This is a genomic window from Pantoea sp. Ap-967, assembly GCF_011752565.1.
Taxonomy (GTDB): domain Bacteria; phylum Pseudomonadota; class Gammaproteobacteria; order Pseudomonadales; family Pseudomonadaceae; genus Aquipseudomonas.
Genome location: NZ_VWXK01000023.1, coordinates 44,920 through 67,794, shown reverse-complemented (window position 1 = coordinate 67,794; position 22,875 = coordinate 44,920). Strand labels below are relative to the sequence as shown.

19 protein-coding genes are annotated in these 22,875 nt (G+C 64.1%); 8 read left to right on the top strand and 11 right to left on the bottom strand.

The window, feature by feature from the left end; all coding sequences use genetic code 11:
- Nucleotides 1–116 precede the first annotated feature (116 nt).
- Entirely contained in the window at nt 117–1,217 is a 1,101-nt protein-coding gene (gene gbcB, locus F3J45_RS21495) for a glycine-betaine demethylase subunit GbcB (RefSeq protein WP_167067551.1), read from the bottom strand.
- A 283-nt stretch (nt 1,218–1,500) separates the two neighbouring features.
- Between gbcB and gbcA the strand changes: the two genes are divergently transcribed.
- Nucleotides 1,501–2,793: a glycine-betaine demethylase subunit GbcA gene (gene gbcA / locus F3J45_RS21490; RefSeq protein WP_167067548.1), complete on the top strand. Its 1,293-nt coding sequence runs from the start codon at nt 1,501–1,503 to the stop codon at nt 2,791–2,793.
- 45 nt (nt 2,794–2,838) lie between these two features.
- Here gbcA and F3J45_RS29880 read toward each other — a convergent pair whose 3' ends face one another.
- Entirely contained in the window at nt 2,839–3,618 is a 780-nt protein-coding gene (locus F3J45_RS29880) for an RHS repeat-associated core domain-containing protein (RefSeq protein ID WP_205300628.1), read from the bottom strand.
- Between the two features lie 684 nt (nt 3,619–4,302).
- On the opposite strand from F3J45_RS29880, the gene F3J45_RS21480 reads away from it, so the two are divergent.
- A complete protein-coding gene (locus F3J45_RS21480; RefSeq protein WP_167067542.1) occupies nt 4,303–4,506 on the top strand; it encodes a cold-shock protein in 204 nt (67 codons plus the stop codon).
- 182 nt (nt 4,507–4,688) lie between these two features.
- On the opposite strand, the gene F3J45_RS21475 is transcribed toward F3J45_RS21480, so the two are convergent.
- From F3J45_RS21475 to F3J45_RS21450, 6 genes are all read right to left on the bottom strand, one after another.
- Nucleotides 4,689–5,459 (bottom strand): electron transfer flavoprotein subunit beta, encoded by a 771-nt coding sequence (locus tag F3J45_RS21475; protein WP_167067537.1) that lies wholly within the window; start codon nt 5,457–5,459, stop codon nt 4,689–4,691.
- Between the two features lie 10 nt (nt 5,460–5,469).
- A complete protein-coding gene (locus F3J45_RS21470) occupies nt 5,470–6,702 on the bottom strand; it encodes an electron transfer flavoprotein subunit alpha/FixB family protein (RefSeq protein WP_167067531.1) in 1,233 nt (410 codons plus the stop codon).
- Nucleotides 6,702–8,654, bottom strand: coding sequence for a dimethylglycine demethylation protein DgcB (dgcB, locus tag F3J45_RS21465; RefSeq protein WP_167067526.1), 1,953 nt, complete (start codon nt 8,652–8,654; stop codon nt 6,702–6,704). The genes F3J45_RS21470 and dgcB overlap by 1 nt, the downstream gene beginning before the upstream one ends.
- 181 nt (nt 8,655–8,835) lie before the next feature.
- Nucleotides 8,836–10,896: a dimethylglycine demethylation protein DgcA gene (gene dgcA / locus F3J45_RS21460; RefSeq protein WP_167067519.1), complete on the bottom strand. Its 2,061-nt coding sequence runs from the start codon at nt 10,894–10,896 to the stop codon at nt 8,836–8,838.
- Nucleotides 10,897–10,911: 15 nt separating this feature from the next.
- Nucleotides 10,912–11,442: a DUF5943 domain-containing protein gene (locus F3J45_RS21455; protein WP_054891724.1), complete on the bottom strand. Its 531-nt coding sequence runs from the start codon at nt 11,440–11,442 to the stop codon at nt 10,912–10,914.
- A gap of 76 nt (nt 11,443–11,518) precedes the next feature.
- The gene (locus tag F3J45_RS21450) at nt 11,519–12,496 is read right to left on the bottom strand and encodes a dipeptidase (RefSeq protein ID WP_016497618.1); all 978 of its coding nucleotides are present in this window, start codon (nt 12,494–12,496) and stop codon (nt 11,519–11,521) included.
- Nucleotides 12,497–12,780: 284 nt separating this feature from the next.
- Here F3J45_RS21450 and F3J45_RS21445 point away from each other — a divergent pair, with 284 nt between their 5' ends.
- Nucleotides 12,781–13,182 (top strand): lysozyme inhibitor LprI family protein, encoded by a 402-nt coding sequence (locus tag F3J45_RS21445; protein WP_167067516.1) that lies wholly within the window; start codon nt 12,781–12,783, stop codon nt 13,180–13,182.
- Nucleotides 13,183–13,237: 55 nt separating this feature from the next.
- On the opposite strand, the gene F3J45_RS21440 is transcribed toward F3J45_RS21445, so the two are convergent.
- On the bottom strand, nt 13,238–14,182 hold the full coding sequence (locus tag F3J45_RS21440) for a GlxA family transcriptional regulator (RefSeq protein ID WP_167067513.1): 945 nt from the start codon (nt 14,180–14,182) through the stop codon (nt 13,238–13,240).
- A 144-nt stretch (nt 14,183–14,326) separates the two neighbouring features.
- Here F3J45_RS21440 and choX point away from each other — a divergent pair, with 144 nt between their 5' ends.
- From choX to F3J45_RS21415, 5 genes are all read left to right on the top strand, one after another.
- On the top strand, nt 14,327–15,271 hold the full coding sequence (choX, locus tag F3J45_RS21435) for a choline ABC transporter substrate-binding protein (protein WP_167067510.1): 945 nt from the start codon (nt 14,327–14,329) through the stop codon (nt 15,269–15,271).
- 125 nt (nt 15,272–15,396) lie between these two features.
- Complete coding sequence (locus F3J45_RS21430) at nt 15,397–16,281, top strand: 3-keto-5-aminohexanoate cleavage protein (protein WP_084942015.1); 885 nt, start codon at nt 15,397–15,399, stop codon at nt 16,279–16,281.
- Between the two features lie 18 nt (nt 16,282–16,299).
- Entirely contained in the window at nt 16,300–17,265 is a 966-nt protein-coding gene (locus F3J45_RS21425; protein WP_167067507.1) for an L-carnitine dehydrogenase, read from the top strand.
- A 10-nt stretch (nt 17,266–17,275) separates the two neighbouring features.
- The gene (locus F3J45_RS21420) at nt 17,276–17,752 is read left to right on the top strand and encodes a thioesterase family protein (RefSeq protein ID WP_167067504.1); all 477 of its coding nucleotides are present in this window, start codon (nt 17,276–17,278) and stop codon (nt 17,750–17,752) included.
- Between the two features lie 314 nt (nt 17,753–18,066).
- Nucleotides 18,067–18,324, top strand: coding sequence for a hypothetical protein (locus F3J45_RS21415; RefSeq protein WP_159412923.1), 258 nt, complete (start codon nt 18,067–18,069; stop codon nt 18,322–18,324).
- A gap of 100 nt (nt 18,325–18,424) precedes the next feature.
- Here the strand turns inward: F3J45_RS21415 and F3J45_RS21410 are convergent, their stop codons facing one another.
- Both F3J45_RS21410 and F3J45_RS21405 read right to left on the bottom strand, forming a co-directional pair.
- Nucleotides 18,425–20,083 carry an ABC transporter ATP-binding protein/permease gene (locus tag F3J45_RS21410; protein WP_167067501.1) on the bottom strand — a complete coding sequence of 553 codons (1,659 nt, stop codon included), beginning with the start codon at nt 20,081–20,083 and terminating at the stop codon, nt 18,425–18,427.
- The gene (locus tag F3J45_RS21405; RefSeq protein ID WP_167067498.1) at nt 20,080–22,863 is read right to left on the bottom strand and encodes a M16 family metallopeptidase; all 2,784 of its coding nucleotides are present in this window, start codon (nt 22,861–22,863) and stop codon (nt 20,080–20,082) included. The genes F3J45_RS21410 and F3J45_RS21405 overlap by 4 nt, the downstream gene beginning before the upstream one ends.
- Nucleotides 22,864–22,875: the final 12 nt, after the last annotated feature.

Here is a 22,875-nt window from a genome sequence, read left to right as displayed (position 1 = left end):
TGGGCTGCAACGCAGCCCCGGCAATATCAGCTGCGAAGCTGAGAACCTGGGGCCGCTGCGCCCCCCATCGCGAGCTGCGCTCGCTCCTACCAGATTGTTCCAGATTGGTCGACGGCTCAATAATCGATCCGCACATCCCCCTTCGGCACGCTGCAGCACGACAGGATATAGCCCTCGGCTTCGTCCTCCTCGGTAATCCCGCCGTTGTGCTCCATCTCCACCTCGCCGCCCAGCTTGAGCACTTTGCACGTCCCGCAAATGCCCATGCCGCACGCCTTGGGAATCATCAGCCCAACCTTGGCCGCCGCCGCATGCACGGTTTCGCCCGGTGCCACGCGAATGCTCTTCTCGCTGCCGATGAACTCCACCAGGTTGAGGTCCGACGCATCCACCTCCGGCGCATCGGCCGCCTGCTCGGCATGTTCCACCGCATCGGCCTTGGCCTCCGGTGGCGTGGCGCCGAACGATTCCTCGTGGTAGTTCTTCATGTCGAAGCCAACCGCTTCGAGCATGCGCTTGACCGCCGTCATGTAGGGCGTCGGGCCGCAGCAGAACACCACGCGGTCCATGTAGTCCGGCGCAATCAACTCCATCAGGCGCTGGTTCAGGTAGCCGCGGTAACCCGCCCAAGGCTCACCCAGGCCATGCTTCTCGCAAATGATGTGCAGGCTGAAGTTGGGAATGCGCGAAGCCATCTGCTCCAGTTCGCGGTGGTAGATGATGTCCTTGGGGGAACGGGCGCTGTGCACGAACACCATGTCGACGTTGGCATTGGTGTCGTAGAACCAGCGCGCCATCGACATCACCGGGGTAATACCCACGCCACCGGACAGGTACAGCACCTTGCCGGCGGGGAAGTCGATGGCGTTGAACAGCCCCACCGGGCCGTGCACCGGCAGCTCGGCGCCTTCGTGCATGGTGTCGTGGAGGAAGTTGGAAACCAGGCCACCCGGCACGCGCTTGACGGTGATCGAGAAGCTGTAGGGCACCGACGGCGAACTGGAGATGGTGTACGAGCGCATCACCGGCTTGCCTTCGATCTCCAGCTCCAGGGTCACGAACTGCCCGGGCTTGAAGAAGAACATGATCGGCTGGTCGGCCATGAAGCAGAAGGTGCGCACGTCCCAGGTTTCCTGGATGACCTTGACGCAGCGCACGATGTGGCGGCCATTGGCCCAGGTCTGGGTGCTGACCGGATTGAGGAAGGTATCGGACATGTTCATCTCCAGCGGCCGACTATTGGCCCTTTTTATGGCTCCGATAATGCTCAAGGGACGGGCGTCGTACATTCCTGCCAGCGACATCGACGTGCTCATCGCGACCAGCCCCGCACTGCAAGGGTTGGCGCGTCGTAATTCAAATCGGCCATGTCGTCCATGGATACGGTTCACGGCGTCTTCGGACGCACACTCCACGGCAAAACAACCAGCCTGCTGTTGAACCACGACAACAACGATTAGCCACCTTTTGCCGGCCGCACACGGCCCCGAGGAAGACACGATGGACGTCACCGCAACCCTGAGCCTGGGCGATCCCCTGGAACCTGCACGCAAGGCCACCGCCGAGATGCTGCAGACCCGCGAGCGCACCTACTCGCTGCCCCAGCCGTTCTACACCGACGAGCGTCTGTTTCAGATCGACATGCAGGAAATCTTCCAGAAGGAATGGTTGATCGCCGGCATGACCTGCGAGATCCCGGCCAAGGGTAACTACATCACCCTGCAGATCGGCAACAACCCGATCCTGGTGGTGCGCGGTACCGAGGGCAAGGTGCATGCCTTCCACAACGTGTGCCGCCACCGTGGTTCGCGCCTGTGCGTCAGCGACAAGGGCAAGGTGGCCAAGCTGGTCTGCCACTACCACCAGTGGACCTACGAGCTGGACGGCCGCCTGCTGTTCGCGGGCACCGAAATGGGCGCCGACTTCGACATGAAGCAGTACGGCCTCAAGCCTGTGAACGTGAAGGTCGCCGGCGGCTACATCTTCATCAGCCTGGCGGAAAACCCGCCGGCCATCGACGAGTTCCTGGCCACCCTGGACCACTACATGGAACCGTACGACATGGAGAACACCAAGGTGGCGGTGCACACCACCTTGATGGAAAAGGCCAACTGGAAGCTGGTGCTGGAAAACAACCGCGAGTGCTACCACTGCAGCGGTTCGCACCCAGAATTGCTGCAAACCCTGCTGGAGTGGGACGACACCAACGACCCACGTGCCAGCCAGGAATTCAAGGACCACGTGGCCAGCTCCGCCGCTGCCTGGGATGCCGAGAAGATCCCGTACCTGCACAAGAGCCACGGCCTGCGTAACCGCATCGTGCGCATGCCGCTGCTCAAGGGCACGGTGTCGATGACCATGGACGGCAAGCAGGCCTGCCAGAAGCTGATGGGCCGCATCAAGAACCCCGACCTGGGCTCGATGCGCATCCTGCACCTGCCGCACTCGTGGAACCACTGCATGGGCGACCACATGATCGTGTTCACCGTGTGGCCGATCAGCGCCCAGGAAACCATGGTCACCACCAAGTGGCTGGTGCACAAGGATGCGGTGGAAGGCGTGGACTACAACCCTGAGCACATGCGCAAGGTGTGGGACGCCACCAACGACCAGGACCGCCGCTTGGCCGAAGAGAACCAACGGGGGATCAACTCCACGGCATACCAGCCAGGGCCTTACTCGAAGACCTACGAGTTTGGCGTGGTGAACTTCATTGACTGGTACAGCCAGCGGTTGCTCAACAACCTCGGGGCAGAGCCGGCGCCGTACCTGAAGGAAGTGCAGGCTCAGTAATCGCTCTACTGCGCTATGGATGGACCGGACCTTGGTCCATCCAACTCACATTGAGTATCTTCTTCGCCGTATCCCCATGCTTTGCCTCTCCACTGCGTCGGGATCAAACTCCACGACAGGCTCGCGTCTAACTTCGTGGCGGGGGCGGTCGACGATTGATGCCCGCACGGGCACGCCCCGTGGTAACTGGACTGTTATCCCTTCAAGAGGTATGTCCGCTGCCGGCTGCTCTGAGGGAATGCCCGATGTGAGTAACTGAAAATTCCGCCTGATCCGCGTCAGCGGTTGAGAACCTGGGCCTATCGCAGCGTTGACGGCGCGTATCCCGATACCCGTCATGGTTATTCCCGTCCCGACGTTCGCACCGAAAACTGCAGTCTCGACTCCCGCGAACTGGGCCGCCGAACTTCCCAGACTCAACACTGCGCCGAATGTGCTCATGCGAGAGGCGTTAAGCCCCACACGATTGGTAGGTTCTGGCCCGAGGAAATTGTATGCCAGAGTCGCCGCATTCGAACCCATCCCTAAGCCTCGTAATGTCAACGCTGCGGTTAATACCCCGTGACCTGTCGGATCACGTGCATTAACCGGATCTCCAGCGCAGTACGCATACGCATTCAACCCTCCTTCACCAAATGGGCTTAGTGAATCTGGTGCCTGGAAACGCATCAATTCGCAGTTATAGGCGCGATAGCCATTGCCTAGGTGATAGCAACCCGTGATCGAATCTGGCCGTTCACCGTTAAACGCAAGCGCGGAACCTTTAACTCGTGGGTGATGGCCATACGCGGTGTATTGGCTGGCAGCAGCGGGCAGTGTAGGCATGGGGCTAACTCCCGGTGGGTGTGGTTGGAGAAAGCTTATCTCTCCGTTCCACACTCGGGCACTGGTAATTTTGTCAGTTTCCTGAGTTATCAACAGGCTCCGCAATGGGCCCAATGAACCAGAACGAATATTTGAAGGATAAAACCTGATCGTCATTGATCATTTTTTAAACAAAACCTTAGACAACCCGTTTTAAAAGGGCTGCAGGCGATTTCGAACAACTTACCCACAAACCCACCAACAGAGATTGTGGGTAGTCGGGCATCGTCCTCTCAAAGACTGTGGATAACCGAGCCAATGCCTTGATTCATGGGCAAATCGCTGGAAGAAACCGTAATGTGATCAATTTTTGATCAATTCTCTCAAGACCAGTATCTGTAGGCCTTTCAGCGTATCCCCAACATATTATCCACAGACCGACTAACAGCGATTGTGAGCAAATAGGGCGCTTGACCAGAGAAGACACCCTTCGCTGATCGATCCTAGCCTGGTCATTTTTTGAACATTACTCCAGAGCGCCCTAGAAATGGGGCCTGCAACCATGCACCAACACTTTATCCACACGTTGACGAACAGATTCCGTGGGCAAATTTGCGACGTAGCTGACATTTTTACCAGTTTCGCTGGTTTGCCATCTGTGATGGAGTAGTGGCCATTATTTTGGCACTACCCTAGGAGCTACTTATGCACAGCCGCCTCACAGGCACTGTGAAATGGTTCGATGACGGCCGTGGGATGGGAATAATCAGCGCCGAGGGGCAAGGTTGGGATTACCTGGTACTGCGCTGTGCGACGGGGGATGGGGGGCTGCTGGCGGGGGAGCGGGTGTCGTTCGAGCCGGTGAGCGAGGGTTTGGCCAATTGGGCGTTCAACGTCGTGCGGCAGTAGTGTTGCCTGAATGCCTAACTGAACGCCTAACTGTAGGAGCGAGCGTAGCTCGCGATGGGGCGCGCAGCGGCCCCAGTTTCAGCATCGCGGCTTAAGAGCTGGGGCTGCTTTGCAGCCCATCGCGAGCTGCGCTCGCTCCTACAGGGGTAGCCAGCAGGGGGTGGGGATTTTTACAGGGGGCCTTAGCGCAGCACGCCCTCTTCCACCAGCAGCTTGAGTATGGCTTCTGCACCTTCCTGTGGAGAAACATCCTTCAGCACCTTGCCGCCGCCACCGCTGGCCTTGGCCGTTGCCGCCTTCATCCGGTCCGCACCGCTCTTGGCCTTGATGACCTTGAGCCGCTTGGGCCTGGGCCGTGCCGGCTGCAGTTCGGCTTCGGCCAGCAATTCATCTTCGACGATTGCCACATTGCGCGCCGCCAGCACACCCCTGCGGGCAGGCCCAAAGGCGCTCTGACGCGGCTTGGGCGCGGCGTTATCCACAGTCGCCAGCAGCGGCAGGCGCACCTTCAAGCGGCGCCGCTGGCCCCGTGGCAGCGCCTGCAGTACCTGGGCGATGCCGTTGTCGATCGACTCCACTTCCGCCAACCCCACCACCAACGGCCAACCCAGCTTCTCGGCCAGCAAAAACGGCAGCATGCCCGAACCTTCACCGGTTTCCGCCTGGCTGCCGGTCAGCACCAACTGGGCGCCAGCATCGCGCAGGTAATCGCCCAGTACCCCAAGCACATCGGCACCGGCCGGCTGCTCCAGCACATCCAGGTGATCCAGGCCCATGCCCAGGTAGGCGCGCAAGGCCTCTTCACGCGGGTCGCCGGCATGCACCACCTGCAAGTTATCCCCCGCCAGCTGCAACCCCAGCTCCACCGCTCGCGCATCCTGCTCGGCGCGGCGGGCGCGGCCGGAGCTTGGGTGGGCACCGATGGAAACCAGGCTGATCACTTTCGTACTCATGCTCGTGCCCTTATGCCGCGTCGCGCTGGCCGCCGCTGCGGAAGTTGTCCACAGCCTCGATCAGTGCCTTGAGAATCGCCGAACTGTCGCCAATCACCGACAGGTCCGCCCGTTTGATCATGTCGCAGCCTGGGTCCATGTTGATCGCCACCACCTTGTCGCAGGCGCCGATACCCTGCAGGTGCTGGATCGCCCCGGAAATGCCCACCGCCACATACACCCGCGCGGTAACCCAGGTACCCGTGGCACCCACCTGGCGGTTGCGCGGCATGAAGCCGTCGTCCACCGCCACCCGCGAGGCACCTTCGGTAGCACCGAGGGCGGCGGTGGCCTGGTGATACAGGGCCCAGTCCTTCACGCCATTGCCGCCAGAAACGATGAACTCGGCCTCGGCCATGGCGATGGTCGCCGGGTCGACGGCCACCGAGCCCAGGTCCTCGATGCGCGACAGGCTGCGCGGCACGCTTGTGGACAACTCCACCGGTAACGCTTCGTGGCGGGTTTCGCTGACCGGCTCGGCACATTCCGCCGCGCCCAGAATCAGGCGTGGTACGGCGCGTTGCAGGTCTTGCTGGCCGGCGCCGGCGCGGCCAATGCACTGGTCGTCCTTCACTTGCCATACCCGCGTGGCCGGACGTTCGCCCAGGGCCGCCGCAAAGCGCCGGCCCAGTTCGCCACCGCCGCTGCGGCTGTCGGGCAGCAACCAGTGGCGGGGGGTGAACTGGTTATCCACAGCGCGCAGGCCCTGCACCAGTTGCTCCGGTGCATAACCTTCGAACGCTTCGCCTTCGATCACCAGCAGGCGGTCGACACCGGCGGTGGCGAAGTTGCTTTCCTTGTGTTCGCCGAACACCACGGCCAGCACGGCGCCGTCGCTGCCCGCCAGGCTGTGGGCAAGGCCGAGCAGGTCGCGGTCGTGGCTGCTCAGGCGGCCACCCACCATATCGGGCACCACGGCGACGTAGAACGCTGGCGCCGGGACTTGGTGCAGCGGCAACTGCACCTCGGCCGCCGCCGTACGCCGCCCGCCGACACCGGTGCCCTGCTGGGCGCCGCTGCGGTCGATACGCTTGAGGCCTGCCGGGCCAATGAAGCCTGCGGCCAGGGCATGGGGGTTCTTGCGCAGCAGGCCGTTGGGGCCCATCCAGCGCGTTTGTTGCGTTTGCATGGCCGCGTGCAGCGGGTGCAGGCGGTTACGGGCGATCCACTCGGCGCGTGGGTCGCGGCGGATAATGTCGCTCATCAGTGCACCTCCGCAGGTTCACGTTTAGCCGTTTGCGGCTTTGCCGCGGCCGGTGCGTCCGCTTCGATCAACACATCGGCCACCAACTCGGCCAAATCCTTGATCTGCGGGCGCGGTTCGACCACGCCTTCGAGCATCGCGGTGCATTGTGGGCAGCCCACGGCCACCAGCTCGGCCTCGGTTTCGCGGATATCGTCCATGCGCATGTCTGGAATGCGCTGCTTGCCGGGGATGTCGGTGATCGGCGCACCGCCACCGCCGCCGCAGCAACGGGAACGGAAGCCCGAGCGCTGCATCTCGCGTACTTCGATGCCCAGTGCCTTGAGCACCGCACGCGGCGCTTCATACTCGCCGTTGTAGCGGCCCAGGTAGCACGGGTCGTGGTAGGTGACGCTGCCGCCCTTGTGCTGGCCGAGGTTGAGTTTCTTCGCCTCGATCAGTTCGGCGATGTAGGTGCTGTGGTGCTGCACCTGGTAGTCGCCGCCCAACGCCCCATACTCGTTCTTGAGCACATGGAAGCTGTGCGGGTCGCAGGTGACGATGCGCTGGAAGCGGTACTTGGCCAGGGTCTGGATATTGCGCTTGGCCAGTTGCTGGAAGGTCGCCTCGTCGCCCAGGCGGCGCGCCACGTCGCCGCTGTCGCGTTCTTCCAGGCCGAGCACGGCAAAGTCCACGCCCGAGGCCTTGAGCACCTTGACGAACGAGCGCAGGGTGCGTTGGTTGCGCATATCGAAGGCACCGTCACCGACCCAGAACAGCACCTCGGTGGCCTTGACCTCAGACAACAGCTGCAGGTTGAGGTCAGCCGCCCAGTTCATCCGCCCGCCCGGGGCGAAGCCGCCGGGGTTGTCGGTGGCGATCAGGTTGTCCAGCACTTCGGCGCCCTTGTTCGGGGTGGCGCCTTTTTCCAGGGTGAGGTGGCGGCGCATGTCGACGATGGCATCGACGTGCTCGATCATCATCGGGCATTCCTCGACGCAGGCGCGGCAGGTGGTGCACGACCACAGCGTCTCGGCGTCGACCAGGCCATTGACGATCGGCTGGTGCGGATGGCCGCCATGCTCGCCAATCGGCTTGCCCGGATACGGGCTGCCGGCAAATTGCGCATCGGTGCCACCGGCCAGGCCGATGACCATGTCCTGAATCAGTTTTTTCGGGTTCAGCGGCTGGCCGGCAGCGAACGCCGGGCACATGGCCTCGCACTTGCCGCACTGCACGCAGGCGTCGAAGCCCAGCAGTTGGTTCCAGGTGAAGTCTGCCGGCTTTTCCACCCCCAGGGGTGCGCTTGGGTCTTCCAGATCCAGCGGTTTCAGGCCGGTGGAACGGCCGCCGCCGAAGCGTTCGGCGCGCCGGTGCCAGGCCAGGTGCAGGGCACCGGCGAAGGCGTGTTTCATCGGGCCGCCCCAGGTCATGCCGAAGAACAGCTCCGACACGCCCCACAGCACGCCCAGGCCAAGAATGCCGACCATCACCCAGCCGCCAGTATCAGCCGGCAGGATGCCGGCCACCGGCAAGGTGGCGATGAAGAAGCTGGCGGCGAACACCAGCAGGCTTTTCGGCAGGCGCATCCACGGGCCCTTGGACAAGCGTGCAGGCGGGTTCAGGCGGCGCTTGAAGACGAAAATGGCGCCGCTGAACATGATGATCGTGGCCACCAGCAGGGCGTAGCCAAGGATCTTGCTCTGCAGGCCGAAGCCGTGCACCAGGATCGCCAGCGCGGCCGACAGCACGAAACCGCCGGCGGTGGCCACGTGGGTCTTGGACATGTACTTGTCGCGCTCGACCACATGGTGCAGGTCCACCAGGTAACGCCGCGGCATGGCCAGCAGGCCGCCGACCAGGTTGACCTTGGAAGGCCGGCCCCGCCGCCACATGCGCACCCGGCGCAGGGCGCCGAGCACCGCCAGGCCAAGGGCAGCGAACAGCAGGATGGGTAGAAGGGTGTTCAACATGGGAGGCTCCCACAACAGCTGGATTCTTGCGCCACTCTCAAACGTGGCGCGGACCCCTGTAGGAGCGAGCAGCGCTCGCGATAGCGGCCAATCAGACAACCAGGTTGCCAGGGCCTACGCCATCGCGAGCTTCGCTCGCTCCTACAGGGGGGCCTGTCCCGCCTCTACAAAGACGGGGCGATCAGAAGTCCTTGCACAGGCGCAAGGCGTCGTAGATCGCCGCATGCACGTTACGCTGGGCCACGCAGTCGCCGATGCGGTACAGCAGGTAGCCCTCGCCCGGCTGGCTGAGGATCGGCTGTGGCTTGATGGCGAACAGCGCCTCCACGTCGATCTGGCCCTTGTTGCGCGAGCCGTCCTTGAGCGCGTAGTACAGCTGCTCGTCCGGGCGCACGCCGTTCTCCACCACCACCTGGTCGACCACGCGCTCTTCCTTGGCACCGGTGTATTCGTTCTCCAGCACCGCCACCAGCTTGTCGCCCTCGCGGTAGACCTTTTCCAGCATCATGTCGCCGGTCATGATCACTTCCTTGGGGTACATGCTGCGGTAGTAGGTGGGGAAGGTGGTGCCGCCCATGGCCACGCCCGGCTTGATGTCGTCGGTGACGATCTCCACCTGGCTGCCCTTGTCGGCAATGAAGTCGGCCACCGACATGCCGGTGAACTCGCAGATGGTGTCGTACACCAGCACGTTCTTGCCCGGTGCCACCTTGCCGTCGAGCACGTCCCAGCTGCTGACCACCAGCCCTTCGGCGGCGCCCCAGTGCTCGTTCTGCTCAAGGAACGAATGCCCACCCACGGCCAGCACGATGATGTCCGGGCGCAGGTCCTGGATGGTTGCCACGTCGGCGGCCGTGCCCAGGCGCAGGTCGATCTTCAGGCGGGCGAACTCCAGCTGGTACCAGCGGGTGATACCGGCAATCTGGTCGCGCTGCGGTGCCTTGGCGGCGATGGTGATCTGCCCGCCAATCTGTTCCTTCTTCTCGAACACGGTCACGTCATGGCCACGTTCGGCAGCCACCCGGGCCGCTTCCATGCCGGCTGGGCCAGCCCCCACGATCACCACCTTGCGCTTGGGCCCGGTGGTTTTCTCGATGATGTGCGGCACGCCCATGTATTCACGGGAGGTGGCGGCGTTCTGGATGCACAGCACATCCAGGCCCTGGTACTGGCGGTCGATGCAGTAGTTGGCACCGACGCACTGCTTGATCTGGTCAACCTGGCCCATCTTGATCTTGGCGATCAGGTGCGGGTCGGCGATGTGGGCGCGGGTCATGCCGACCATGTCCACGTAGCCGCCTTCGAGAATGCGCGTGGCCTGGTTCGGGTCCTTGATGTTCTGCGCGTGCAGCACCGGAACCTTGACCACTTCCTTGATGCCAGCCGCCAGGTGCAGGAACGGCTCCGGCGGGTAGCTCATGTTGGGGATGACGTTGGCCAGGGTGTTGTGGGTGTCGCAGCCCGAGCCGACCACGCCGATGAAGTCGATCATGCCGGTGGCGTCGTAGTAGGCGGCGATCTGCTTCATGTCCTCGTGGCTGAGGCCATCGGGGTGGAACTCGTCACCGCAGATACGCATGCCCACGCAGAAGTCGTCGCCCACTTCGGCGCGCACCGCCTTGAGCACTTCCAGGCCGAACTTCATGCGGCCTTCGAAGCTGCCGCCCCATTCGTCGGTACGCTTGTTGACCCGCGGGCTCCAGAACTGGTCGATCATGTGCTGGTGCACGGCCGACAGTTCCACGCCGTCCAGGCCACCTTCCTTGGCCCGGCGCGCGGCTTGCGCGTAGTTGCCGATCACCCGCCAGATCTCTTCCACCTCGATGGTTTTGCAGGTGGCGCGGTGTACCGGTTCGCGAATGCCCGAGGGCGACATCAGGGTTGGCCAGTTGAAGCCGTCCCAGCGCGAGCGGCGGCCCATGTGGGTAATCTGGATCATGATCTTGGCGCCATGCTTGTGCATGGCGTCGGCCAGGTTCTGGAAGTGCGGGATGATGCGGTCGGTCGACAGGTTGACCGACGACCACCACTCCTGCGGGCTGTCGATGGCCACCACCGACGAGCCGCCGCAGATCGCCATGCCGATGCCGCCCTTGGCCTTCTCTTCGTAATACTTCACATAGCGGTCGGTGGTCATGCCGCCGTCAGTGGCGTAGACCTCGGCGTGCGCGGTACTGAGCACACGGTTGCGGATGGTCAGTTTGCCGATCTGGATCGGCTGGAACATTGCTTCGAATGCCATGACGCTTTCTCCGGCTTACAACGGCTTTGTAACGAACAGGCCATCTTCGTGGCCTTCTTCCGATCCGCCGTACACCTGTTCGGCCACGGTGCGGATCGAGCTGCCGCGGGCAGCGAGAATCTGGTCCATGGCACCGGCGAACCAGCCGGTGAACATGTAGTCGACCTTGCGCCCGCACTTGCCGTACACGTACACGAAGGCCGAGTGCTTGAGCTTGACGCTGCAGGTGCCTTTATCCAGGTCGATGTCCTGGATTTCGAACAGGCCCCAGCCGCGTTGGCTCAGGCGCTTCATGTAGTGCTCGAACACCGCCACGCCTTCCAGGCCATGGCATTCGGCTTCCTTCTCGCACCAGTGCCAGGCGGACTTGTAGCCGGCCTTGTAGAGGATTTCGGCGTAGGCGTCGGCGCCCAGCACTTCCTCGATACCGATGTGGTTGTTGACGAAGAAATGGCGCGGCACGTACAGCATCGGCAGGGCGTCGCTGGTCCAGACACCGGTTTCGCTGTCGACTTCGATTGGCAATTGCGGGGCGATCTTGGCCATGGAAACTCAACTCCATAAAATTTTTATGTGGGTGCCCCGGCGTTGCTGGCTGGGGCTATCAGGCTTGGAGAGCGGCTTACTCGCCCCAGACGTCCTTGAGGACGTTGACCCAGTTCTCACCCATGATCTTGCGTACCACGCGCTCGGAATGGCCGCGCTTGAGCAGGGTCTCGGTGAGGTTGGGGAATTCGCCGACGGTACGAATGCCCAGCGGGTTGATGATCTTGCCGAAGTTGGTCAGGCGGCGGGCGTAGCCCTTGTCGTGGGTCAGGTACTCGAAGAAGTCCTGGCCGTGGCCCTGGGTGAAGTCGGTACCGATACCGATGGCGTCTTCACCGACGATGTTCATGGTGTACTCGATGGCCTCGGCGTAGTCGTCGATGGTCGAGTCGATGCCCTTGGCCAGGAACGGCGCGAACATGGTCACGCCAACGAAGCCACCGTGGTCGGCAATGAACTTCAGTTCTTCGTCCGACTTGTTGCGCGGGTGTTCTTTCAAGCCCGACGGCAGGCAGTGGGAGTAGCAGACCGGTTTTTTCGATTCGAGGATGACTTCCTCGGAGGTTTTCGAACCGACGTGGGACAGGTCGCACATGATGCCGACGCGGTTCATTTCCGCCACGATCTCGCGGCCAAAGCCCGACAGCCCGCCATCACGCTCGTAGCAACCGGTGCCCACCAGGTTCTGGGTGTTGTAGCACATCTGCACGATGCCCACGCCCAGCTGCTTGAACACGTCTACATAGGCAATCTGGTCTTCGAAGGCGTGGGCGTTCTGGAAGCCGAAGAGGATGCCGGTTTTGCCCAGCTCCTTGGCCTTGCGGATGTCGGCGGTGGTGCGCACCGGCATCACCAGGTCGCTGTTGTCGCGAATCAGCTTCTGGCTGGCGGCGATCTGGTCGACGGTGGCCTTGAACCCTTCCCACACCGACACGGTGCAGTTGGCCGCAGTCAGCCCGCCCTTGCGCATGTCCTCGAACAGCTCGCGGTTCCATTTGGCAATGATCAGGCCGTCGATGACGATGCTGTCGGCGTGAAGTTCGGCTGGGCTCATCAGGCTGTCCCCTTTTATTCAGTTGGGCTCGCCGAACCTTGTGCCGGCGCTTTGGGGCCAGCATATGCCTGTGCCCAAAGGCGCCCCGATGCAAAAACGACAGGGGGTTTGCCGAAAGCGTCAATGCGCGACATCGCACCCTCTGGCACGGCGCCTGGGGATGCGAGACAGTCGCGATAACGACATGCGTAGCTGTTTGATGAACATTTCGTCAGAGAGCTATCGTCTTCTCGGCGGCTGAGCGAGAATCCTGCCGATTCGTCAGCCTGTTAAGGAGAAAACGGATGAGATCGATGGCATGGCTGGTGTTGCTGGCCGTGGTGACCGGCGCTCACGCCGGCGAGGAAGAAAGCACGCCGTGCGACAACGTCGAGAGCGACCAGCAGACTTTCGCCTGCGCGGCGTTCAACAAACAGACCGCCGAGCGTGAATTGAAGTCGGCGTATGATGACCTGATCCAGCGCATTCGTGACCAGCACGCCGATGATGGCGACAACGCCAAGGCCCTGGTCGGGCGCATGGAGGCGGCCGAGAAGCTGTGGACGCAACTGCGCGATGCCGACTGCAAGGTCGAAACCTATGCCGAGAAGGCCGGCAGTAAGGCGTTGCAGGCGGCATGGGATACCTGCGTGGCGCAGCGTAGTGATGACCGTTCGGAGTATCTGCAGTCCATCGGCCAGCAGTAAGCCTGCACTGGCCTCTTCGCGGGCAAGCCCGCGAAAGGGCCGGCACAGGCAATCATCAGATCGCCCGAGCCAACCTGTCCTCCCGCGGGCATCGCTGAAACCGCGCCCGATAACACCGGGTAAAATACGAAGCCGACTCGAACCCGCACGCCACGGCCACTTCCAGCACGCTCATGTCGGTCTGGCGCAATAGCTGGCGCGCCTTGTCCAACCGAATCCGCAGGTAGAAGCCACTGGGCGTGTCGTCCAGATGCAGCCTGAACAAACGCTCCAACTGCCGCCGGGTCACCTGCACCGCTTCTGCCAGCAGCTGGGTATTGAGCGGTTGTTCGACGTTGCGCTCCATCTCGCCAATCACCTTCACCAACTTCTTGTTGCTCAGCCCGTACCGGCTGGCAATCTGCATGCGCTGGTGATCCTGGCGTGGGCGAATGCGCCCGAGCACGAACTGCTCGGACACCTGCACCGCCAATTCACTGCCGTGGGCCTGGCCGATCAAGTCGAGCATCAGGTCGATCGAGGCAGTGCCCCCGGCACAGGTGATGCGCCGGCGGTCGATTTCGAACAGCTCCTGGGTGACCTGCAGGCGCGGGTAGCGCTCCTTGAAGGCGTCCAACGCTTCCCAGTGCAGGGTTGCACGATAACCGTCGAGCAGGCCGGCTTCAGCCAACACCACCGGGCCGGTATCGATGCCGCCCAGAATCACGCCGTCATGGTCAAGCCGGCGCAAGGCCTGCTGCAACGGCGGCCCATAGCAGGCCAGCGGCTCGAAGCCGGCGACGATCAGCAAGATCCCCCCAGGCTCCCCCTCCCCCAAGGCGCCATCGGCATTCACCGACATGCCATTGCTGGCCTGCACCGCGCCGCCATCCAGGCTCAGCACGCGCCACTGGTACGACGGCCCCTTGAAGCGGTTGGCTACCCGCAGCGGTTCCAGGGCGCTGATGAAGCCCATCGCCGAGAACCCCGGCAACAGTAGGAAATGAATCAATTGCGGCATTGCGTGCTCCACGGCTGAAGGTGGTCGCCACCGTGCAAATGTTGGTCGCCAGGGTGCGAATTTCTGCCCTGGCAGCAGCGTAGCGTGTTCACACGGCCCAAAGAGGCCGGCCCCATAAAAATGTTCTGCCGATGGAGAGCCACCATGTCCCGCTTGATCCGCCGCAGCCTGTTGTCCCTTGCCGTGACCTGCATGGTCGCCACCCCGCTATTCGCCGCCGAGCCTGCCACCTGCAAGAACGTGCGCCTGGGCGTGGTCAACTGGACCGACGTCATCGCCACCAGCGCCATGGCCCAGGTACTGCTCGACGGCCTGGGCTACCAGACCAAGCAGACCAGCGCCTCGCAGCAGATCATCTTCGCCGGCATTCGCGACAAGCGCCTGGACATGTTCCTGGGTTACTGGAACCCGATCATGACCCAGACCATCACCCCGTTCATCGACGCCAAGCAGGTCAAGGTGCTGGACAAACCCAGCCTGGAAGACGCCCGCGCCACCCTCGCCGTGCCCAAGTACCTGTACGACAAGGGCCTGAAGACCTTCGCCGATATCCATAAGTTCGAGAAGGAACTGGGCGGCAAGCTCTACGGCATCGAACCTGGCTCGGGTGCCAATACCCAGATCAAGGCGATGATCAGCAAGAACCAGTTCGGCCTGGGCAAGTTCCAGCTGGTGGAGTCCAGCGAAGCCGGCATGCTCGCCGCCGTCGACCGCGCCGTGCGGCGCAAGGAAGCGGTGGTGTTCTTCGGCTGGGCGCCGCACCCGATGAACGTCAACATCGACATGGCCTACCTGGGGGATAGCCAGGATGCCCTGGGCCCGGATGAAGGCCGCGCCACGGTGTGGACGGTGACCGCACCCGATTACGCCGAAAAGTGCCCCAATGCCCACCGCCTGCTGGCCAACCTGACCTTCAGCGCCGAGGACGAGAGCCGCATGATGCAGCCACTGCTCGACCACAAGGACGCCCTGGCTTCGGCCCGCCAATGGCTCAAGGACCACCCCGAGGACAAGGCCCGCTGGCTTGAGGGTGTGACCACCTTTGACGGCAAGCCTGCGGCGGACAATCTCAAGCTTAGCGCCAACTGATCCGGCCCTTTCGCGGGGCAAGCCCGCTCCTACAAGTCATGCGTTTGTCAGGGGATCTTCGATCCCTTGTAGGAGCGGGCTTGCCCCGCGAAAGGACCCGCACAGACAACCCAAGGAACCACACCATGAACCACGACGTCATCATCACCTGCGCCCTCACCGGCGCTGGCGACACGGTCGCCAAGAGCCACCTGGTCCCGGTCACCCCGAAACAGATCGCCGAATCCGCCGTGGAAGCCGCCAAGGCCGGCGCCACTGTGGTCCACTGCCACGTCCGCGACCCCGAAACCGGCCGTTTCAGCCGCGACGTGGCGCTGTACCGCGAAGTCATGGAGCGCATCCGCGAAGCCGACGTCGACATCATCGTCAACCTCACCGCCGGCATGGGCGGCGACCTGGAAATCGGCCCGGGCGAGTCGCCCATGGAATTCGGCCCCGGCACCGACCTGATCGGCCCGCTGGAGCGCCTGGCCCACGTCGAGGCACTGCTGCCGGAAATCTGCACCCTGGACTGCGGCACCCTCAACTTCGGTGACGGCAACGCCATCTACGTCTCCACCCCGGCGCAGCTGCGCGCCGGTGCCAAACGCATCACCGAGCTGGGGGTGAAGGCCGAGCTGGAAATCTTCGACACCGGCCACCTGTGGTTCGCCAAGCAAATGATGAAGGAAGGCCTGCTCGACGACCCGCTGTTCCAGCTGTGCCTGGGTATCCCGTGGGGCGCACCGGCCGACACCACCACCATGAAGGCGATGGTCGACAACCTGCCGGCCAACGTCACCTGGGCCGGCTTCGGCATCGGCCGCATGCAGATGCCGATGGCCGCCCAGGCCGTGCTGCTCGGCGGCAACGTGCGCGTGGGCCTGGAAGACAACCTGTACCTGGACCGTGGCGTGCTGGCCAGCAACGGCCAGTTGGTGGAACGCGCAGCAGAGATCATCACCCGCATGGGTGGCCGCGTGCTCAGCCCGGCAGAAGGCCGGGAAAAGATGAACCTCAAGCGCCGCTGAACCCCTCAGGAGACCTACATGCCCTTCATCACCAAGATCAAGACCTTCGCTGCCCTGGGTAGCGGCGTGATCGGCAGCGGCTGGGTTGCCCGCGCCCTGGCCCACGGCCTGGACGTGATCGCCTGGGACCCGGCGCCCGGCGCCGAGCAGGCCCTGCGCAAGCGCATTGCCAATGCCTGGCCAGCCCTACAGAAACAAGGCCTGGCCCCGGGTGCATCGCCAGAGCGCCTGCGCTTCGTGGCCACCATCGAGGAATGCGTGCGCGACGCCGACTTCATTCAGGAAAGCGCACCAGAGCGGCTGGACCTCAAGCTCGACCTGCACGCGAAAATCAGCGCGGCCGCCAAGCCCGACGCGATCATCGGCTCCAGCACCTCGGGGCTGTTGCCCAGCGAGTTCTACGAGTCGGCCACCCACCCCGAACGCTGCGTGGTGGGCCACCCGTTCAACCCGGTGTACCTGCTGCCGCTGGTGGAGATCGTCGGCGGCCAGCGTACCGCCCCCGAAGCCATCGAAGCGGCGAAGACCATCTACACGGCACTGGGCATGCGCCCGCTGCACGTGCGCAAGGAAGTGCCCGGTTTCATCGCCGACCGCCTGCTCGAAGCGCTTTGGCGCGAAGCCCTGCACCTGGTCAACGATGGGGTAGCCAGCACCGGTGAAATCGACGACGCGATCCGCTTCGGCGCGGGCCTGCGCTGGTCGTTCATGGGCACCTTCCTCACCTACACCCTGGCCGGGGGCGACGCCGGCATGCGCCACTTCATGGCCCAATTCGGCCCTGCGCTGAAACTGCCCTGGACCTACCTGCCAGCGCCAGAGCTGACCGACAAGCTGATCGACGATGTGGTCGAAGGCACCGCGCAGCAACTGGGCGAGCGCAGCATTGCCGCGCTGGAACGCTACCGTGACGACACCCTGCTGGCCGTGCTGGAAGCGGTGAAAACCAGCAAGGCCAACCACGGCATGGCCTTTGGCGATTAAGGAGCGCGCGATGCCAGCACTGATTACCTACCGCACCCAGGTCCAGGAGGACTGGGTGGATTACAACGGGCACCTGCGCGACGCCTTCTACCTGTTGATTTTCAGCTACGCCACCGATGCCTTGATGGAGCGCATCGGCCTGGATGCCGACAGCCGGGGGCAGAGCGGGCATTCGCTGTTCACCCTGGAAGCGCACATCAATTACCTGCACGAGGTGAAGCTGGGTAGCGAGGTGTGGGTGCAAACGCAGATCATCGGGTTTGATCGCAAGCGCCTGCATGTGTACCACAGCCTGCACCGCGCCGGGTTCGACGGGGAATTGGCGGCCAGTGAGCAGATGCTGTTGCATGTGGATCTGGCCGGGCCGAAGTCGGCGCCGTTCTCGGCGCAGAGCCAGGCGTTGCTGGGGCAGTTGTTGGAGCAGCAGCAGGATCTGGCAGCTGCCACCTACGTCAAGCGGGTGATTGGTTTGCCGGCGGTGGGATGATTTGAGGGCCTCTTCGCGAGCTGCGCTCGCTCCTACCGGGGTCTTGTGCCCATAAAAAAGCCCCGGAAAGCCGTGAGCATCCGGGGCCAAGAGCGAGCAACATCCACTGTGCATGAATGAGGGTGACCAAACCCTCGTGGACCGTGAATGGCTGCAGTCTGCTGGCTTCGGCGCGTGTGCAATTAGCCGGGAGCGACCTGTTCTTAGCCAAACCAGCCATTGCGACATTCTGCCCTTGCGAGGCTGTCGCTGCGGACACAGAATCGGTCGTAAACAACAGCAGCTCTCTCGTCGTGAAAAAAGGGACAACAGCCATGATGCATGCGGATTTGATTGACCAGGACGACCTGGCAGGCCACCTGCGCGCGCGCGGGTTCGACATTCCGGCCGGGGCCAGCGCCGAGCAGGCCTGCGAGGCGGTGGTGCGCGGGTTGACCGAGCCCAATGCGCGGGCGCTCAAGGGCATGGTCGAGCAGATGTATACCGGCAGCGCGACCATCCTGCCGGCCGTGCGCCAGGCCATCGACAAACAGCTGCTGCCAGCGTTGGCCCAGTTCAGCAGGCGCGCCTGAGTTCTCCTGTTCCGGCCTCTTCGCGGGGCAAGCCCGCTCCTACAGGAAGTGTGCACAACCTGTAGGAGCGGGCTTGCCCCGCGAAGAGGCCGGCACCGACTTACACAAACTCCGCCTGTTTCTCCAACTCAATGGTCCGGTCAAACAACCCAACCAGCCCCTCCTGATGGGTCACCCCCACCACCGTACACCCGGGCAACTCCCGCCGAAGCATCGCCAGCAACTCCCGCGCACTGCCCAGGTCCAACTGGCTGGTCGCCTCATCCAGGTACAGGGTATCGGGCCGATACAGCAACGCCCGCGCCAGGCTCAAACGCTGCTGTTCACCACCTGAAAACACCCGCTCCCATTCCTGCTCGTCATCCAGTCGCCCGGCCAGCCCGACATTCGCCAATGCCTGCTGCAACAGCCGATCATCCACCCCGCCAACCTGTGGATACACCAACAGCGCACGCAAGCTCATGCGTGGCAGGTAAGGCTTCTGCGGCAGCAACAAACTGCGCCCTGGCGGCAACTGCCATTCACCCAGGCAATACGGCCACAACCCCTGCAACGTGCGCAGCAGCGTCGACTTGCCCAGCCCGCTGCGCCCGCCCAGGCGCACCCATTCCCCCGGCCCTACGCGCAGGTCGCGGGCATCGAGCAGCACGCCGCCATCAGGCTTGCACAAGCGCAGCCCCTGGGTGCACAGGCATTCCCCCTGTGGCGCTGCCAGCAGCTGCTGGCGGCTGGCAGCAATGGCCTGCTCGAACTGCTCCAGGCGCTGCAGCGCCGCGCTCCAGCGCACCAGCTTGGTGTACAGCTTGATGAACCAACTGAGCGAGCCATGCACCGCGTTGAACGCACTGCGAATCTGCATCAGCCCACCCAGGGTGATGGCCTTGGCCATGAACGCCGGCAAGGCGGCGAACACCGGAATGATAAGGCTCAAGCGCTCGTAGGAAACCGTGAATAAACTGAGGTTGCGCTCACGCCCCATCAACTGCCGCCAGTTGTCGGCGATGGCGCGAAAACGCCCGGCAAGCTGTTCGCGTTCCACCGCCTCGCCGCGGTACAGGGCGATCTGCTCGGCGTGGTCGCGCTTGCGCAGCAGGCTGGCACGAAAATCCGCCTCGCGGTGTTCGCGCTCGTAGTTCAAGGCGTGCAGCGGCTTGCCGATCAGGTGGGTCAGCACGCTGCCGACCAGGGTATAGGCCAGCACGATCCACACCAGGTACCCATGCACCGTGAACGTCTCGCCGAACAGGCTGAACGTCTGCACGCCCGACAGGCTCCACAGGATCACCACGAAGGCGCCAACCTGGGCCAGGTTGATGACCAACGACGCCACCAGCTCGATGCTCAGGCCCACCATCAGGTCGATGTCCTGGGCGATCCGCTGGTCGGGGTTGTCCGGCTCGCCAGTCAGGCCCAGGCGGTAGAAGGCCTGGTCGGCCAGCCAGGCATCGGTCAGGCGCCCGGTCATTGCCTGGCGCCAGCGCAGTTCCAGCCCTTTGCGCAGGTAGTCCATCACCACGACGATCAGCACGTAGCTGCCCAGGTACAGCCCATACTCGCCGACCAGGCCATACAGCCCGCCGGTGTCGAACGCCGCCAGGGTGTCGTAGAAGGTCTTGCTCCAGCTGTTGATCAGCACGTTGATCTGCACCACCAACAGCCCCAGGCCGATCACCGCCGCCAGCATCAGCCAGGCCGGCCATTGCTGGCGGCTGGCCCAGAATGGGCGGCTGAGCCGGTAGAACGCGCGCAAGGCCTTCACAGCGCCTGCTCCAGGGCGGTTGGCGACGGCAGCAGGCGCAGTTGCACCTGATTGCCACGTGGGAACAGCTCAAGGGCCTGCTGCTGCAGTTCAGGCAGGGTCAGGGCCTCGGGCAGCAGGGCTTGGGTTTGCAGGTAGCGCGGGTCGTGCCAATGGCGGTCGCTGAGGACCAGGCGCTTGAACTGGGTTTGCGGGTCGTCGCGGCGCTTGCCTTCCTGGCGCAGGAACTCGGCGCGCTCGGCCACCAGCCAGTGGGCATCGGGCTGCAGGTTGGCCAGGGTCTTCTGGGCCATGGCCCACAGCTCATCGACTCGCGCCGGGTCGCAGGTAAAGCTCAGGCTGCTTTCGATGCGCTGGGTGTCGGCATTGAGCTCGGTGTCGAAGCGCAGGCGGTAGACACCCGACGCCTCGCCCCGCAACTGGGCTTTCAGGCGTTGATTGGCCAGGTCGCGCAGCAGCGATACCCGCGCCGCCGCCTCCGGGCTCCAGGCATGGGGTTGGAAGCTGCTGGCCTGCAGGACCGCACGCGGTTCCAGGGCAATGGCCAGGTCTTCGCGGCGCTGGCCCGGCTGCTGCAAGGCCGGCTGGCTAGCCACGGCCTGCTGCCGAGGAATGGTCGCCAGCGCCTGGCGCACCAGGGGTTCAAGCTGCTGCGGGGTGATGTCGGCCATCAGGTAGTAGGTGACCGGGGCGCCAGACAGGCGCCGCCAGTCGGCACTCAGCTGGCCAACCGTGAGCCCTTCCAGGCTGGCGATATCCGGGGCCTGCCAGTAGTCGGCGCCGTATTTCAGCGTGCGCTGCACACGCTCCTGCTGCTCACGCACATCGCCCGGGCGGCTGCGCAGGCGCGCCAGCATTTCATCACGGGCCTCGTCGAACACGGCAGGGTCGACGCTCACCCGTTGGCTCATCCGGTAGCTCTGCAAGAGGAACAGGAACTGCTCCGGGGCAGCGGCCAGGTTGAGCTGCAGGCGTTGCGGCTGGTGGTCGAGGCTGAGCGTGGCGCGTTGCTGCTGGCGCCAGTCGGCCAAGGCTTGTGGGTCCATGCCCGGTGACGGGCTAAGCAGCGCCAGTTGGGCAGCCATCTGCAGGCGCCAGGCCGGTGCGCCCTGCTGCTGGTAGCCAGCAGAGGATTCCGCCTGCAGCAACCACTGGCCTTCCGGGCCATTGCGCTTGAGCCAGACCAGGCGATCACCGTTGCTCAATTGCCAGTGCTCCACCTGCTGTTCAGGGAAAACCTGGCGCCCGGTGATATCGGCCGCTGCCGCCAGTGGCGGCATCACTACCTTGGGCCGCGCGGCGGCAACCGGCGCCTGCTGGGCCGGGGCGCCGAGGGCACGGCCGGCCAGCTCGGCCTGCAGCGCCTGCACCTGGGCAACGCTTGGCAGCGTCACCTCGGTATTGCCCGGGGCACTGACTTGCAGCACCCGGTCGGGGCTGGCCAGCCAGCGGCGCATGCGGGCATCCAGGTCGCTGCGGCTGATGCTGCCCAGCACGTCGAGGTAGCGCTCGGCGATGGCCTGGCGCTCGGTGACCGCATTGCCCTGCACCGCCGCGTTGTTCAGTTGTTCGACCCACTGCTCGAAGGTGCGCGGCGCTGTATTGGCCAGGGTCTTGTCACCGAGCCTGCGGATTCGCTCACGCTCGCGCTGCAGGTCCGCCTCGCTGAAGCCGTGCTGGCGCAGCCGTTCGATCTCGGTCAGCAACTGCTGCAGCGCCTGGGCGTGGGCCTGGCCTTCGACGGCGGCGGCGATGCCGAGTACCGCCGAGTGTTCGCCAATCAAAGTTTTCTGCACGATCAGGCTGCGCACCCCTGGCTCGCGCGGCTGGCGGCGCAAGCTGTCGAGCATCGCAGCCAGGGCCATGCGGTCGATCAGCCGCTCGCGCAGGGCGGCACGGGTGGTGCCGCGGCTGTCCGGTTCGTGGGAACGAAACAGCATCGCCACCTGGTTGCTGCCCGACTGGGTGTCCTGCAGGCGGAACACCTTGAGCGTGTCGTCCAGCGGCAGCTCACGCTGCTCACGGCTGGGGAGCTTGCCGGGCTTGGCCGAACCGAAGGCCTGCTCGATCTGCGCCAGCATCACCTTGGGGTCGAAGTCGCCCACCGCCGACAGCACCATGTTGTTCGGCAGGTACCAGCGGCCCTGGAAGGCCTGCAGGCTGGCCAGACTGGCCGAGCGAATCGCCGCCTCGTTGCCGATGGTGCGGTGGCCGGGGTAGCGCGAGCCGGTGCGCTGGGAGGCGGTGCGTTGTTCATTCATGCGCTGCGCCACACCCAGGCCGCCGCGCCATTCCTCGATCACGATCGGCCGCTCGCGCTCCAGGTCCTGGGCGTTGTAGTCGCGGGCGAAGGCCAGGTCGGCCAACGCCTGCAGGGCCTGGGGCGCCTGGCGCACGCCGGCGGGCGGGCCGATCAGGTACTGGGTACGCTCGTAGTTGGTCACCGCATTGAAGTGGCGGCCCTGCACCCAGCCCAGGCCGGTCATGCGCTGGCGCAGTTGCTGATCGCCGCCGGCGCGGCTGTGGAAGGCCAGGTGTTCGACCATGTGGGCGACGCCGACCTGGTCGTCGGTTTCGTCCACGGAACCGGCCTGCACGGTCAGGCGCAGGTCCAGCCGGCCCGGCTGCGAGGTTTCCCGCACCAGGCGGTAGGCCAGGCCGTTGGCCAACTGGCCCTGCACCACCTGGGCATCCCAGGGCAGCGGCGCGTCAGGTTCGGGCACGGCGGCGCACGCGCCGAGCAGCAGCGGGCCGAGCAGGCCCGCGATGAGCTTGTTCATCAGGTTATCCAC

Coding starts and splice junctions, on each gene's coding strand:
- F3J45_RS21420 (WP_167067504.1), top strand. CDS start 17,276: ATGCCAGCACTGATTACCTACCGCACCCAGGTCCAGGAGGACTGGGTG.
- F3J45_RS29880 (WP_205300628.1), bottom strand. CDS start 3,618: ATGCCTACACTGCCCGCTGCTGCCAGCCAATACACCGCGTATGGCCAT.
- F3J45_RS21430 (WP_084942015.1), top strand. CDS start 15,397: ATGAACCACGACGTCATCATCACCTGCGCCCTCACCGGCGCTGGCGAC.
- F3J45_RS21455 (WP_054891724.1), bottom strand. CDS start 11,442: ATGGCCAAGATCGCCCCGCAATTGCCAATCGAAGTCGACAGCGAAACC.
- F3J45_RS21480 (WP_167067542.1), top strand. CDS start 4,303: ATGCACAGCCGCCTCACAGGCACTGTGAAATGGTTCGATGACGGCCGT.
- F3J45_RS21470 (WP_167067531.1), bottom strand. CDS start 6,702: ATGAGCGACATTATCCGCCGCGACCCACGCGCCGAGTGGATCGCCCGT.
- F3J45_RS21405 (WP_167067498.1), bottom strand. CDS start 22,863: ATGAACAAGCTCATCGCGGGCCTGCTCGGCCCGCTGCTGCTCGGCGCG.
- F3J45_RS21415 (WP_159412923.1), top strand. CDS start 18,067: ATGATGCATGCGGATTTGATTGACCAGGACGACCTGGCAGGCCACCTG.
- gbcA (WP_167067548.1), top strand. CDS start 1,501: ATGGACGTCACCGCAACCCTGAGCCTGGGCGATCCCCTGGAACCTGCA.
- F3J45_RS21475 (WP_167067537.1), bottom strand. CDS start 5,459: ATGAGTACGAAAGTGATCAGCCTGGTTTCCATCGGTGCCCACCCAAGC.
- choX (WP_167067510.1), top strand. CDS start 14,327: ATGTCCCGCTTGATCCGCCGCAGCCTGTTGTCCCTTGCCGTGACCTGC.
- dgcA (WP_167067519.1), bottom strand. CDS start 10,896: ATGGCATTCGAAGCAATGTTCCAGCCGATCCAGATCGGCAAACTGACC.
- F3J45_RS21445 (WP_167067516.1), top strand. CDS start 12,781: ATGAGATCGATGGCATGGCTGGTGTTGCTGGCCGTGGTGACCGGCGCT.
- gbcB (WP_167067551.1), bottom strand. CDS start 1,217: ATGTCCGATACCTTCCTCAATCCGGTCAGCACCCAGACCTGGGCCAAT.
- dgcB (WP_167067526.1), bottom strand. CDS start 8,654: ATGTTGAACACCCTTCTACCCATCCTGCTGTTCGCTGCCCTTGGCCTG.
- F3J45_RS21440 (WP_167067513.1), bottom strand. CDS start 14,182: ATGCCGCAATTGATTCATTTCCTACTGTTGCCGGGGTTCTCGGCGATG.
- F3J45_RS21425 (WP_167067507.1), top strand. CDS start 16,300: ATGCCCTTCATCACCAAGATCAAGACCTTCGCTGCCCTGGGTAGCGGC.
- F3J45_RS21450 (WP_016497618.1), bottom strand. CDS start 12,496: ATGAGCCCAGCCGAACTTCACGCCGACAGCATCGTCATCGACGGCCTG.